Annotated in this window: 13 protein-coding genes, 2 tRNA genes and 1 pseudogene; 11 read left to right on the forward strand and 5 right to left on the reverse strand. The window is 70.0% G+C overall.

Annotated features, from left to right (window positions below; translation table 11 throughout):
• Positions 1–338 (reverse strand): annotated as a pseudogene (locus tag ABZ656_RS32950) (peptidase M48); the annotation flags it as partial.
• A 103-nt stretch (positions 339–441) separates the two neighbouring features.
• Here ABZ656_RS32950 and ABZ656_RS32955 point away from each other — a divergent pair.
• From ABZ656_RS32955 to ABZ656_RS32985, 7 genes are all read left to right on the forward strand, one after another.
• Positions 442–600 (forward strand): hypothetical protein, encoded by a 159-nt coding sequence (locus ABZ656_RS32955; RefSeq protein WP_168491460.1) that lies wholly within the window; start codon positions 442–444, stop codon positions 598–600.
• A gap of 156 nt (positions 601–756) precedes the next feature.
• Positions 757–918 (forward strand): hypothetical protein, encoded by a 162-nt coding sequence (locus ABZ656_RS32960; RefSeq protein WP_095854717.1) that lies wholly within the window; start codon positions 757–759, stop codon positions 916–918.
• A 79-nt stretch (positions 919–997) separates the two neighbouring features.
• Positions 998–1,732 carry a nicotinate-nucleotide adenylyltransferase gene (gene nadD, locus ABZ656_RS32965; protein WP_101405204.1) on the forward strand — a complete coding sequence of 245 codons (735 nt, stop codon included), beginning with the start codon at positions 998–1,000 and terminating at the stop codon, positions 1,730–1,732.
• A 25-nt stretch (positions 1,733–1,757) separates the two neighbouring features.
• Positions 1,758–3,581, forward strand: coding sequence for a LytR C-terminal domain-containing protein (locus tag ABZ656_RS32970; protein ID WP_360272716.1), 1,824 nt, complete (start codon positions 1,758–1,760; stop codon positions 3,579–3,581).
• A 172-nt stretch (positions 3,582–3,753) separates the two neighbouring features.
• Positions 3,754–4,197: a ribosome silencing factor gene (gene rsfS, locus ABZ656_RS32975; protein WP_101405206.1), complete on the forward strand. Its 444-nt coding sequence runs from the start codon at positions 3,754–3,756 to the stop codon at positions 4,195–4,197.
• Positions 4,198–4,310: 113 nt separating this feature from the next.
• Positions 4,311–4,931, forward strand: coding sequence for a histidine phosphatase family protein (locus tag ABZ656_RS32980; RefSeq protein WP_360272755.1), 621 nt, complete (start codon positions 4,311–4,313; stop codon positions 4,929–4,931).
• Positions 4,932–5,038: 107 nt separating this feature from the next.
• Positions 5,039–5,111, forward strand: a tRNA-Ala gene (locus ABZ656_RS32985).
• Between the two features lie 80 nt (positions 5,112–5,191).
• Here the strand turns inward: ABZ656_RS32985 and ABZ656_RS32990 are convergent.
• On the reverse strand, positions 5,192–6,109 hold the full coding sequence (locus ABZ656_RS32990) for a helix-turn-helix transcriptional regulator (protein WP_360272719.1): 918 nt from the start codon (positions 6,107–6,109) through the stop codon (positions 5,192–5,194).
• Between the two features lie 224 nt (positions 6,110–6,333).
• Between ABZ656_RS32990 and ABZ656_RS32995 the strand changes: the two genes are divergently transcribed.
• The 3 genes from ABZ656_RS32995 (at position 6,334) to ABZ656_RS33005 (ending at position 8,178) form a co-directional block, all read left to right on the forward strand.
• On the forward strand, positions 6,334–7,698 hold the full coding sequence (locus ABZ656_RS32995; protein ID WP_360272722.1) for an MFS transporter: 1,365 nt from the start codon (positions 6,334–6,336) through the stop codon (positions 7,696–7,698).
• A gap of 69 nt (positions 7,699–7,767) precedes the next feature.
• Entirely contained in the window at positions 7,768–7,941 is a 174-nt protein-coding gene (locus ABZ656_RS33000; protein ID WP_101405208.1) for a hypothetical protein, read from the forward strand.
• A gap of 3 nt (positions 7,942–7,944) precedes the next feature.
• Positions 7,945–8,178, forward strand: a complete 234-nt coding sequence (locus ABZ656_RS33005; protein ID WP_010986886.1) for a hypothetical protein — start codon at positions 7,945–7,947, stop codon at positions 8,176–8,178.
• On the opposite strand, the gene ABZ656_RS33010 is transcribed toward ABZ656_RS33005, so the two are convergent.
• Positions 8,147–9,355, reverse strand: coding sequence for a glycosyltransferase 87 family protein (locus ABZ656_RS33010; RefSeq protein WP_360272727.1), 1,209 nt, complete (start codon positions 9,353–9,355; stop codon positions 8,147–8,149). The genes ABZ656_RS33005 and ABZ656_RS33010 overlap by 32 nt on opposite strands.
• Positions 9,356–9,502: 147 nt before the next feature.
• Here ABZ656_RS33010 and ABZ656_RS33015 point away from each other — a divergent pair.
• Positions 9,503–9,575 (forward strand) — tRNA-Ala (locus ABZ656_RS33015).
• 50 nt (positions 9,576–9,625) lie between these two features.
• Here ABZ656_RS33015 and ABZ656_RS33020 read toward each other — a convergent pair.
• On the reverse strand, positions 9,626–11,245 hold the full coding sequence (locus ABZ656_RS33020) for an NADH-quinone oxidoreductase subunit NuoF family protein (protein ID WP_067370006.1): 1,620 nt from the start codon (positions 11,243–11,245) through the stop codon (positions 9,626–9,628).
• On the reverse strand, positions 11,242–12,555 hold the full coding sequence (locus ABZ656_RS33025) for a cytochrome b/b6 domain-containing protein (RefSeq protein ID WP_180362521.1): 1,314 nt from the start codon (positions 12,553–12,555) through the stop codon (positions 11,242–11,244). Before ABZ656_RS33025 ends, ABZ656_RS33020 begins: the two co-directional genes overlap by 4 nt.
• Positions 12,556–12,789 lie beyond the last annotated feature (234 nt).

Here is a 12,789-nt window from a genome sequence, read left to right on the forward strand (position 1 = left end):
TGCGGGTCCTGGGCGACGTACATCGGCGGGACCTTCTCCAGGTCCAGGATGTGGCAGGCGTCCCGCAGCATGGTGTTGAGGTGCGCGAACTGTGCGTCGGAGACGCGCACCGAGTCGGACAGGAACAGCAGCCGCAGGCTGCGCTCGGGCAGCAGGCCGCTCAGGGCCTTGAAGACCGTGTCGAAGCCGCTGAGCTTGCGCAGGGCCACCAGGGCCGAGCGGTCCGCCGGGTGTTCGTAGGTGCGCGAGGAGATCCCCTCGAAGCGCCTGCGCTGCCTGCTCGGCACGTTCTCGTGCCCGTTCTCCTGCCCGTTCTGCTGGTGGCCGTTGTCGGACATGTGTTCCCCCATGCGCGTCTGAGTGCCCTTTGTGCCCCCAAGGCACGGCCCAGCCTAGGCGGAGATACCGTGGACGGGCAGTACAGAGAAGGAGTCCATCACCATGGAGCACATCCCCGCAGCCGCCTGGCTCACCGAGGCCGCGAGCGCGGCAGACAAGCAGGGCCCGGGCAATCTGCTCCGCGTCGTGCTGATCGTGATGATCGTCGGGGTGGGCCTGACCGCCTGGTTCCTGCTGCGCGGGTACAAGCGGGACGATTGACGCCGGGACAGGCGGGGGCCACTGAGGCGTGTGCCGACTGGGGAGGCCTGAGCAACCGGCGTCCCCAACGGCGGAGTCGGCGTGATCGCGACCGACGCCCCCGCATACGATGGACCGACGTCTTTATCCCGCCCACACCGGATAGGTCCTGCCGAGATGAGCTTCCACAGCACTGCTGCACAGTTGGTCACCGTTGCCGCCGAGGGCGAGCAGGGGGGCAACCACGAGAGCCTCAACCCGTTCCTGACCGGCGGCGGCGCACTGTTCGTGCTGCTCCTGCTGCTGTGGATCACCACGCGTTTCAACCGCGACCGCTGAGGCTTTTCGGCCGCTCGGCGCCGTCTGGGGGACCCCTGTCGGGTGGAGCCCGTCGACCGGGCCGGTAGGGTCTGCACGCATGGGAGAGCAGGACATGCCTACCGGTCCGGCGAGTGACACGGAGAGCGGCGCCGTCGGCGGCGCCGCGGGTGACGCGCTCGGCGGCGCGGTGAGAGGCGGGGTGAGCCGGCTGACGACCGGCCCCGGGAACGGCCCCTCGAATCCGGGCAAGCGCCGCCTCGGCGTCATGGGCGGAACGTTCGACCCGATCCACCACGGGCACCTGGTGGCGGCCAGCGAGGTCGCCGCGCAGTTCCACCTCGACGAGGTGGTGTTCGTACCGACCGGGCAACCGTGGCAGAAGTCCGACCGCAAGGTCTCACCGGCCGAGGACCGCTATCTGATGACGGTCATCGCCACCGCCGAGAACCCGCAGTTCTCGGTGAGCCGCATCGACATCGACCGCGGCGGCCCGACCTACACCACGGACACCCTGCGCGACCTGCGCGCTCTCAACCCCGACACCGATCTCTTCTTCATCACCGGTGCCGACGCGCTCGGCCAGATCCTCACGTGGCGGTACGCGGAGGAGCTGTTCTCCCTCGCGCACTTCATCGGAGTCACCCGGCCCGGTCACACCCTGACCGACCCGGGCCTGCCCGAGGGCGGCGTCTCGCTGGTCGAGGTTCCCGCGCTGGCCATCTCCTCCACAGACTGCCGTGCGAGAGTCGCCAAGGGCGACCCCGTCTGGTATCTGGTGCCGGACGGTGTGGTGCGCTACATCGACAAGCGCGAGCTGTACCGCGGCGAGTGAGGCGAGTGAGCCGAGAGGGGCACCGGTGAACGACCGATACGACGGATACGCGGGCGGCGACCAGTACGAGCTCGTCGGCTACGACGAGTTCGGGCAGCCTGTGTACCGGCAGGTGCCGCCCCAGCAGCCCCAGCAGGGCTACGACCGGTACGCACAGCCGCAGCAGCCCCAGCAGCCCCAGGGCTACGGCTACGACCCCTACGCGACCGGCGCGGGGGGCTATGACACCGGTCAGCAGCAGCCCGTGTCCTCGTACGACACCGGTCAGCAGACCGCGGTCCCCGGCTACGACCCCTATGACCCGTACGGATCCGGCGCGCCCGGCGCCGCCGGGACGACAACGTCGTACGACCCTTACGGGCAGACGGCACAGACGGCGCAGTCGGCGCACACGGGGCAGGCCGGTCAGGTCGGGCAGGCGGGGCGGGCCGGGCAGCCGGGCCAGTCCCGGAGCGGGACCGGCGCCGCGGGCACGACCACCGGGCAGCAGCCGCGGGTCGCCGAGCAGACCGCCTACATCCCGCAGCAGGCGCGCCACTCGGAGGAGAACGAGCCCCGGGCCGACCGGGACTACCGCACCGAGCAGTTCGCCTTCGTCGAGGAGCAGGAAGCCGAGCCCGAAGACGTCATCGACTGGCTCAACTTCACCGAGAACCGCACCGAGCGCCGCGAGGAGGCCAAGCGCCGCGCCCGCAGCAGGGTCGTCGCCCTGGTCGTGGTGCTCGCCCTGGTCGTGGTCGGCGGCGTCGGCTACCTCTGGTACGCGGGGAAGCTGCCCGGCACCTCCTCCGGCGGCAAGTCCGCCGCGACGACGGCCACGGGTGCCCAGAACCGTGATGTGATCGTCGTCCACCTGCACAACACGAAGGGCGGCGGCACCTCCACGGCGCTGCTCGTCGACAACACCACCACCAAGCAGGGCACCACCGTCCTGCTGCCCAACATCCTTGCCCTGACGGACGACAGCGGCTCGACGACCACGCTCGCCAAGTCGGTCGGCGACGACGGCTCCTCCGGGACCCGGGACGCGATCGACACGGTGCTCGGGACCAACATCCAGGGCACCTGGCGCCTCGACACCCCCTACCTCAACAACCTCGTCGACCTCGTCGGCAACATCGACCTCACCACCAACGCCGATGTGCCGGACCCCGATGCGAAGAAGAAGGGCGAGGCGCCCCTCGTGAAGAAGGGCGAGAATCAGACCCTCAGCGGCAAGATGGCCGTCGCCTACGCCACCTACCGGGCCTCCGGCGAAGCCCAGAACGCGCAGTTGGAGCGGTTCGGACAGGTCATGCAGGGCGTGTTGCGCAAGCTGTCCTCGGACAAGCAGGCCGCGACCACCACCGTGCAGACCCTGGCGCAGATCCTCGACCCCTCGCTGACCGACCAGGACCTCGGCGCCTTCCTCGCCAAGCTCGCCGACCTCGCCAAGGGCGGCGACTACAAGACGGCACTGCTGCCCGTCCAGCAGGACGGCACCCTGAGCGAGAGCGCCACCAACAGCGTGGTCAAGGACGTCCTCGGCGGTACCGCCAAGAGTCCCGACGCCGACGCCGCCGTCCGTGTCGGCATCAAGAACGCCACCGGGAACAAGGACGCCACCGAGAAGGCCCGCGTCGTCCTGGTCAACGGCGGCTACACCTTCCTGGACTCCGGCACCGCCGCCACCGCGCAGAGCGTGTCCCAGATCACGTACACCGATGCCGCCAGGAAGAACGACGCCATCGAGGTCGCGAAGACCCTCGGCCTGCCCACCGGCATCGTGAAGAAGGGCAGTGGCTCGTCCAACGCGGACGTCTCGGTGGTCCTCGGCCAGGACTACAAGGTGACCACCTCCACCGGGTGATCACGGTGACCACTCCACTGGGTGATCACGGGGAGTGGTCGCGGGTCACCCTCCGGAGTGGTCGGCGCCACGTTCCGGGGCCCCCGGGACGTGGCCACGGAAACGCGTGGGGTGCCGTCGGCGGTCCGTGAGACCCTTGAGTCATTACTGACCGCCGACGGAAAGCCGCGTAGTGACCGCCACGGACCGCTCCATCGAGCTCATCACCACCGCCGCGCAGGCGGCCGCCGACAAGCTCGCGCACGACATCATCGCCTACGACGTCAGCGACGTTCTCTCGATCACCGACGCCTTCCTGTTGGCGTCCGCCCCCAACGACCGCCAGGTCAAGTCGATCGTCGACGAGATCGAGGAGCGGCTGAACAAGGAGCTCGGCGTCAAGCCGGTGCGCCGCGAGGGCGACCGCGAGGCCCGCTGGGTACTGCTCGACTACGTCGACATCGTGGTGCACGTGCAGCACAGCGAGGAGCGTGTCTTCTACGCTCTGGAGCGGCTGTGGAAGGACTGCCCGGAGCTTGACCTGCCCGCCGACGCCAAGGCCACCCGCGGCAAGGCCGCCGAGCACGCCAAGCTGCAGGCCGAGGAGGACTCCGCCGAACTCGGGGAGCTGCGGTGACCGCGGCGGGGGCCGAGGCGGCCGGGACATCCGCCACGGATGACGCCCAGGCGCAGCGACAGCCGACCGTCGCGGGCGTCGAGGCCGGGACGAAGCCGGGCCGCGGTCGCCGCATCATCCTGTGGCGGCACGGCCAGACGTCCTGGAACGTGGATCGCCGCTTCCAGGGCACCACGGACGTCGAGCTCACCGAGATGGGCCTCGGCCAGGCCCGCCGTGCCGCCCGGTTGCTCGCCTCGCTGAAGCCCGACGCGATCGTCGCCTCGGACCTCGAGCGCGCCGCGAACACGGCCGCCGAGCTGTCCACGCTCACCAGCATCGACGTCATCCACGACGAGGGCCTGCGCGAGACCTACGCGGGCGTCTGGCAGGGGCTGACGCACGAGGAGATCATCGCCCAGTACGGCGACGAGTACGCCGCCTGGAAGCGTGGTGAGCCGGTGCGCCGCGGTGGTGGCGAACTGGAGACCGAGGTCGCCGACCGCGCCGCCCCCGTGGTGCTGCGCCACGCCGACAAGCTCCCCGAGGACGGCACCCTCGTGGTGGTCAGTCACGGCGGCACCATCCGCACCACCATCGGGCGCCTGCTCGGCCTGGAGCCCCGGCACTGGGAGAGCCTCGGCGGCCTCTCCAACTGCTGCTGGTCCGTCCTCGGAGAGGGCGCGCGGGGCTGGCGGCTGCTCGAGCACAACGCCGGCACACTGCCGGAGCCGGTGCTCGGCGACGACGACTGAGCGGCCCCCTGTCCGGTCCCGGGGGCCGGGCGGGACCGGATTTCACTTTCTGGCAGGTCGCAGGCTAAAGTTCTTCTTGTTCGCCCCGCCGGGCGGGAAGAACGCAAGGGGCTATAGCTCAGTTGGTAGAGCGCCTGCATGGCATGCAGGAGGTCAGGAGTTCAATTCTCCTTAGCTCCACAGATCGACTCTCTTGAGTTGTCAAAGATCAGCACAGATCAGTGATGAGAATCCCGTTCCTTCCGAGGGGCGGGATTTTTTCATGTCCCCCAGGATGTCGGCGACATGGGCGACACCGGTCCCAGGGATGCAGTGGCCGCTTCGAGTGACGGTGGCCACAACCGCTCCCGCCGCTCGCGCAGAACCGCCAGCCCCTTGCGCGCCTTCTCATCCTCCGGGGTGTAGGCGACGATCCGGCACTCCGGCATCCCGTCGATGGACAGTGACACCGAGGTCATCCGCAGCTCGCCCACCGCCTCATGGCGGAACGTCTTCACGCGCGGTCCCGGCGGGAGGACGTCCCCGCCCGCCCACAACTCGGCGAAGCGCGGGCTGGCGGCCGACAGCCCGCGTATGTAGTCCTCCCAGGCGGGCTCGCCGACATGTCTGCCGTACGCGGAGCGCAGCGTCGCCACCATCAACGGCAGTTCGCTGTCCCGGAACACCACGGGGCAGCCGGGCTCGGGCACGGTGAACAGGGTCCACAGCGCGTTGGGAACGCCGATGTCGAGCGTCTGCGGCACGAAGAACAGGTCGCGGTAAGGGGGGTTGGCGGCCAGGATGTCGTACCGCGAGTTGTAGACCGCCGCCGGGCGCGGATCGAGGGCGTCGACGATGCCCTGGATCTCCGCACTCACGGTCTGCGCGGGGAGCTCCGGCTCGGACGCGTAGGGCACTTCGGCCAAGTGGTACAGATGCTCCCGCTCGGTCTGGTCCAGGCGCAGGGTGCGCGCCACCGCGTCCAGGACCTGAGGAGAGGCGTTGATGGGGCGGCCCTGCTCCAGCCATGTGTACCAAGTCACACCGACCCCGGAGAGCTGCGCGACCTCTTCGCGGCGCAGCCCCGGCGTGCGGCGCCGGAAGCCCGGGGGCATTCCCACGTCGGCGGGTGTCACCCGCGCCCGCCGGCCGCGCAGAAAGCCGGCCAGCTCCGGCCTGCGACGCTGTGTCGTGTTCATCGGCTTCACTTCCCCCGTCTTCCATCGTCCGCGCCGAACCCGACCGCTGCCAGGTGCTGTCAGTACCAGCATCGGCGGGCTCTCGGCACCCTTATCCGGCCGCCGCCAGGCTCGAAGCCATGACGACGACAACCCCCGCGGGCCCAGGTCCCGTAGCGGATTCAAGTCCTGCGACCAGTAAAGCCCCCGGCACTGACAATCGCCCCGGACGGCTGCTCGCGGCCGTGCTCACAGCCCAGTTCATGGCTCTGCTCGACGTTTTCATCGTGAACGTCGCCGTGCCCACGATCGGTTCCGAACTCCACGCGTCCGGCGCCGGAATGCAGTTGGTGGTCGCCGGATACTCCATCGCGTACGCCGTACTGCTGATCACCGGCGCGCGTCTCGGCGACCTGCTCGGTCACCGCCGCGTCCACCTCGCCGGACTCGCGCTGTTCACCGCGGCCTCGCTGGCATGCGGACTCGCACGGGGAACCGGGGAGTTGATCGCCTTCCGGCTGGTGCAGGGCGCAGGTGCGGCCGTGATGATCCCCCAGGTGCTCAGCCTGATCCAGCGCCACTTCACCGGCGAGGCCCGGGCCCGTGCCCTCGGCGCGTACTCCGCCGTCGTCGCGACGGGTGCCGCGGCCGGACAGGTGCTGGGCGGTGTCCTGGTCAGCGCCGACCTGTTCGGCACCGGCTGGCGGCCGGTGTTCCTGGTCAACGTGCCCGTGGGCCTCGTACTCCTGGCCGTCGGGCACCGCGTCCTGCCACGGGACGCCGCGGGAGACGTGGAGCGCTCACGCGGCCTCGACCTGCCGGGCCTCGTCCTGCTGGGCGCCGCCGTGTCGCTGCTCACCATGCCGCTCGTGCTCGGTCAGGAGGAGGGCTGGCCGCTGTGGTCCTGGCTGTCGCTCGGCGCGGCCGCGGTCCTCTTCACCCTTTTCTGTCTGTACGAGTCCTGGCTCGCCCGGCGGGGTGGAGCGCCGCTGATCTCACCCCGGGTGCTGCGCCACCCCGGCATGGGCCTCGCGGTCTTCCGCCTGCTCGCGGTGATGGCGGTCAACGCGGGCTTCCTGTTCGCTCTGACCCTGCACGTTCAGGGCGGGCTCGGGTACAGCGCGCTGCGCGCCGGACTCACCTTCGCGCCGACCGCGGTGGTCTTCGGCCTGGTCGGTCTGACCTGGCGCAACTGGCCGGCCGCTCTGCAACGTGTCCTGATCCCCACCGGCTTCGTCATCGCCGCCGTTTCCGTCGCCGGCGTCGGAGCCGTGCTGAAGGGCGGGGGCGACGGCGGTCCCTGGCTGTATGCGGCGTTCGCAGGCGTGGGGACCGGCCTCGCGCTGGGCTTCAGTCCCACGCTGACCAGGGCTCTGGCCACGGTACGGCCCGAGGACGCGGCGGACGCGAGTGGACTGCTCGCGACGGTCGTCCAGCTCGGTCAGCTGATCGGTGTCGCGGCCTTCGGCACACTCTTCTTGAACCGACTTGAGTCACTTGGGGCTCCGGGGGCGTATACCTCTGCGGACGCGCTCCTCATGTGCACGTATGCGCTGGCCGCGACGGCCACGTCGGGTGCCGTGTCCGGACTGGTACGAAGGCGTCGCTGACCGTATTGCTCCGGCCGTGGCAGAATCAAACGGCCGGAAGGGGGCGCGGCCCGACGGGAGGGAGAAGCGATGCCTGCGAGCATCCTCGAGGAGGTCGACGATCTCCTCGACGTGGCACAGACACGTAGAAGAGCCACTCTCCTCGACTGTCCTTCCTGCGGATCGGTCCACGTCGCCCAGGTCCTCGGCGACAACGGCGGGATCTCCTACGTGTGCACGGCCTGCGGCCACAGCTGGAGCTGATCGATGGGTGCACACAGGCGGAAGTGCGATTGGTGCGGCAGTGGTACGCCGATCGTCCGCGACATGGAGCCGGTCAACCACGACTACCAGTACTGGTGTGAGGAGTGCGCGCGGGCGCTGATCATAAAAGGCGACCCGATCGAGACGTACCGCGAGCTGGAGGGCGAGCCGATCTACGGCCGGCTCCTCGACGAGCACTGCACGCTCAAACGGTTCTATTCGTTCGCCACAGCCTGACCCCGATCAGGGTCAGGAAGACGAGACCGGCTCCTTCGTAGAGGTCCGACAACGTCAACTGGGCGCCCGTCTGTTGCAGTTCCAGCCGTCCCGGGCCGTGTGGCACCCACCACAGCGCGTACGAGCAGAAGACCAGCGCCGTACCGACGGCGGTCCCCAGCGACGTACCGACGGCGGCCGCCCGGCCGCGCGTGCCGAGGATCAGCACCATCGGCACGCACCACACCCAGTGGTGCGACCATGACACCGGACTGATCAGCAGTGCCGTGACCGCGCAGGCGGTCACCGCCCAGGCGCGCCGCCCGCGCAGCTCCGCCGCCACGGCGACCCCGAGGCCCAGGGAGCCCGTCACGGCCGCCGCGGCGACCCACCAGAGGCCCGGCTGAGTGGTGTGCAGCAGCCGGGCCAGTACCCCGCGCAGCGACTGGTTCGCGGTGTCCTCCACGAGCCCGACCCGGCCCGTCTCGAAGACCATGCGGCTCCAGAAGCGCCACGAGTCGTACGGCAGGGCGGAGGCCGCCAGCAGGGTTGCTCCGGCGAACGTGACGCCCGCCCCGCGCGCGTGCCGCAGCCAGGGGCCTCCGGGGCCCCGCCGTGGGTATGCCACGACGCCGGTGACCAGCAGGAACACCGCGAAGAGCGCCGGTGTCAGCTTGATCGCCGCCGCGAGTCCGATGCCCACTCCGGCCCAGCGGTGCCAAGGCCGCCGCGTCAGGTCCCACAGCACCAGCACTCCGAGCAGCAGATTGATCTGCCCGTACCGCACGGTCGTCCACACCGGCTCGCACCACACGGCCGCCGTGGAAGCCCACCAGACGCTCTCCACGCGCGCGTGGTCGACGAGCCGTAGCGAGAGGGCCACGAACACCACAAGAAGGGCCAGATTTCCGGCCGTCGCCAGGGTCCGCACGGCCGACGTGTCCAGCAGCGTCAGCGGCGTGAACAGCAGCGCCGCGAACGGCGGGTAGGTGGTCGGCAGATGGGCCTCGGTCGTACGCAGCGCGTAGAGGTCGCCGCCCGCGCGGACGGTCTCGCCCTCCGCCCGGTACACCATCAGGTCGATCATCGACACGTGCGCGGCCCGCTGCGCCCACCAGAAGGCGGCGAAGGACAACAGGCACGCCCCCAGGGCGACGGGCGCACGGCGGCGGACACGGGGGAGCGCGATCACGGTCACGAAGGCCGACACTATCCCTCATGTCCGCATTGTCCGCGCGGCACGGAATCGATTTGGTGGTCCACGGGGAGGACCGTGTAATGTTGGCGTCGCCGCCGGGGAAACCGGGCGACACGGTCGATATGCGGCTTCGCCGCATGGCCACGAGGGGCTATAGCTCAGTTGGTAGAGCGCCTGCATGGCATGCAGGAGGTCAGGAGTTCAATTCTCCTTAGCTCCACAAATATTGAAGGCGGGTCACCCGGTCAGGGTGACCCGCCTTCGTCGTGTTCAGCGGCCGCTGCCGAGCGCCCGACGACCACGACGCTGGGAGAGGACCGGCAGGTTGTTGCGTGCCGGGGCGGAGGAGCGGGTGTCCTCCTCGATGCGCAGGGCGAGCGCAGGGCAGCGGCGTACGGCCCGCAGCGCCTTCGCCTCCGCGTACCGGGGCACCTGGGCCTGCGCGACGGTGGGGAAGCCGTCGGCGCCCAGTTCGAAGACCTCGGGAAGGATGTCCGCGCACAGGCCGTGACCGCGGCACAGGGTCCAGTCGACGTAGATCTTCTGGCGGCTGGGGCCCGCCTCCTCGACCGCCTGGCCGCCGGGGATGCCGGTGGGGAGCTGACCGCCCTCGAAGAGCGGCAGAACGCCCTCCACGGGCCTTCCGCAGCCATTGCCGAGGACATGGGCGGCCAGGTCGTCCGTGAACGCCTTGATGGTCGACTCGATGAACATCGCCGAGCCGTCGGGGTGCGAGCAGGCGCCGCGTCTCTTCACGGCCTTGGCGACCTGCTTCACGGCCTCCAGGGCGGCCGGTCCGCCGCCGTTGAGGATGTCCTCCAGGCCGCGCGCCGCGGCGGGCAGGCCGAGGTAGCAGGGACCGCACTGTCCCGCGCTCTCCTCGGCCAGCCACTGGGCCACCCGGAGTGACTCGCCCAGCGGGCACGTCTCCTGGGTGATCGGGAGGATCGCGCCGGCGCCGAGCGCGCCGCCCACCGCGTCCAGGGAGTTGCGCGAGACGATCGCCTCGTTGACCGTCGCCGCGTCCAGCCACTTGCCGTGGTAGCCGCCGGTCAGTACGCCCTGCGGCATCGGCGGGGCGCCGGCCAGCTGGAGCACGTAGCGCAGCGGCACGCCGGTGGGGACCTCGATCACCATGGGGCGGGCGACGGCGCCGGAGATGGTGAGCATGACGGTGCCGGGCTCGTCGTACAGACCGGTGTTGCGGTAGCGGTCGGGGCCGATACGGGCGGCGATGGCCAGCTGCGCGTACGTCTCGGCGTTCGACAGCAGGGTGGGCGCGCCGCCGACGCCGCTCTGCGACGCGCTGATCTTGCGGCCCGGCGGGATGGCCGGACCGCCGTCGATGGAGCGGATGAGCGAAGCGGCCGCTCCGGTCACCATCCGCACCGGATTGCGCTGCACACGCGCGCGGAGCGGCGATCCGCGCCGGTCGCTCAGGCCGCGCTCGGCCAGCGCAGCCTCCATGGACCGCTGGGTCGACTCACGGGTCACCCCGATGACCAGGGTGCGGGCGCCCATGGCCTCCGCGGCCAGCAGGGCGCCGTCCAGGATGAGGTGCGGGGCACGGTTGATGAGCACCGTGTCCTTGCGGCAGGCGGGTTCGTCCTCACTTCCGTTGACGACCACGACGGGTCGGATGCCCTTGCTGATGGCCGACTCGGCGACCGAGCGCAGTTTCTTGGCGAAGGGGAAGCCTGCGCCGCCGCGGCCCTTCAGTCCGATGGCCTCGGCGAGGCCCGCGAGCTGTTCACCGCCCATCGGCTCGAGCGGCCCGTGCACCTTGAGGTGCATGGGCAGATCGAGCCGTTCAACCAGGTCGAAGCCCGACGTGAGCTGCGGAAGTCCGACGACGCGGACCTCCGGGACGTCGGGCAGGGCTTCGTTCACTTAAAGCCTCCGGAAGGGGCGTTCCATGGTTCACCGGAGCCAGGAGCGTCGAAGGCGCCCGGCAGTACGTCAGGCGTGGGACCGCTGTCGTACGTGTCGTTGGTGTTGTACGTACCGAAGGCGGGGTTCGTCTCACCGTTGTTGTACACATCACTCGTGACGTACCCGCCGGTGGCCGAGTTGTCATAGACGGGGATGTTGTATCCCGTGTCGGCGAGCGGGTCGTACGCGGAGCGGGGCGCCTCACCGACCGGCGGCGGCGAGGGGATGGGCCAACTGCCCGACGTGCTGCCACCGGCGTCGGCGCGGGGGAACGTCTCCGTCGGCTGCATGTCCATGGGCATCTGGATGCGCTCGGTCGGGGCCGCGCCGGCGGGGTTCGCGCCGGGCGTGCCCGAGACGGCCCGGTAGGCGGCCGCGAAGCCGGACGTCGCGTCCGCGGCAGCGGCGGGGTCGACCGGGGTCTGGTACAGCGACTGCTCGGGGGACGGCGTGCGCTGCGGGGGTACGAAGGGGGCGCCCGAGGACTGCTGCGCGGGACGCGGGGCGAAGCCCGGCAGGGAGTTCTCCGACAGGGCGGCACGGGATGCCGTCAGGTCCTCGCGGGCCGTGCGGCCGCCGCCGCCCTCGCCGAGGATCGCCAGGATCCGGTCGGCGACCTTGCGCTTGAAGGGGTGGGGAGCCGCGCGCAGGGCGAGGGCCGCGCCGACCGCGACCAGGCACAGCTCGTAGGACACCATGAAGAACGGCTTCGCCGCCCGTCCCGCGTAGAGGCCATGGATCAGCGCCGCGCACAGGGCCGGGTACGCCAGCATGTGCATCGCGCGCCAGCGCGCCGCGACCGGTGCCGGGGCCGCGAACTGGTTGCGCAGTGCGCCGGTGATGCCCACGAAGATCATGAGCAGCCCGGCCAGGGAGCCGAGGCCGATGAGTCCGGCGCTGCCCTTGACGCCCAGACTGAAGGGGATCAGCGCGGCGATCAGGACGGTGTGGTCCAGCGCCAGTTTGATGGTGATGTGCACCAAGAGGAACGCGATCGAGCCGACGGCCGTCACCCGGTGGATGCCCTGTGCCACGATCCGCTGACGCGTGTTGAGGATGAGCCGGTCCTGGGCGATGAGGCCCCAGATGACCGAACACGTGAGGGAGACGAGCGACAGGACGCCCGCACCGAAGTTGAGGAAGTCCTGGACTCGGTTGCCTCCGGCCAGCACGACCACGGGTATGAGCAGCAGGACGGCAGCCGTCGCCACCCCGTAGGCCGAGCGGCCCGGTCGGGGAAGCGTGCTGCCACTGCGACGAGGGTTCATAGGGGGTTACTCCCAACGGTTCGGGGAAGCGGTCCCGAAGCCGAACTCTAAGTCGAGCCATACCGATGGGTACGAGGTTTGAGTTATTGCGTTGTTATCAAACAGCGACCAGGCCCTTGTGTTGTCCCGTAGCGTCCCCTTACGCGAAGTAATATTTGAACATTGTTCAGTTTTATTGGTGTGATTGTGACGAGCGGCACGGCGTGTCTGCCCCGTCCGAAGCTCGTCGCGGCG

Origin of the sequence: Streptomyces sp. NPDC007095, from assembly GCF_040634475.1 — a bacterium.
Lineage (GTDB): Bacteria > Actinomycetota > Actinomycetes > Streptomycetales > Streptomycetaceae > Streptomyces.

Coding starts and splice junctions, on each gene's coding strand:
- ABZ656_RS32955 (WP_168491460.1), top strand. CDS start 442: ATGGAGCACATCCCCGCAGCCGCCTGGCTCACCGAGGCCGCGAGCGCG.
- ABZ656_RS32960 (WP_095854717.1), top strand. CDS start 757: ATGAGCTTCCACAGCACTGCTGCACAGTTGGTCACCGTTGCCGCCGAG.
- nadD (WP_101405204.1), top strand. CDS start 998: ATGGGAGAGCAGGACATGCCTACCGGTCCGGCGAGTGACACGGAGAGC.
- ABZ656_RS32990 (WP_360272719.1), bottom strand. CDS start 6,109: ATGAACACGACACAGCGTCGCAGGCCGGAGCTGGCCGGCTTTCTGCGC.
- ABZ656_RS33000 (WP_101405208.1), top strand. CDS start 7,768: ATGCCTGCGAGCATCCTCGAGGAGGTCGACGATCTCCTCGACGTGGCA.
- ABZ656_RS33005 (WP_010986886.1), top strand. CDS start 7,945: ATGGGTGCACACAGGCGGAAGTGCGATTGGTGCGGCAGTGGTACGCCG.
- ABZ656_RS33025 (WP_180362521.1), bottom strand. CDS start 12,555: ATGAACCCTCGTCGCAGTGGCAGCACGCTTCCCCGACCGGGCCGCTCG.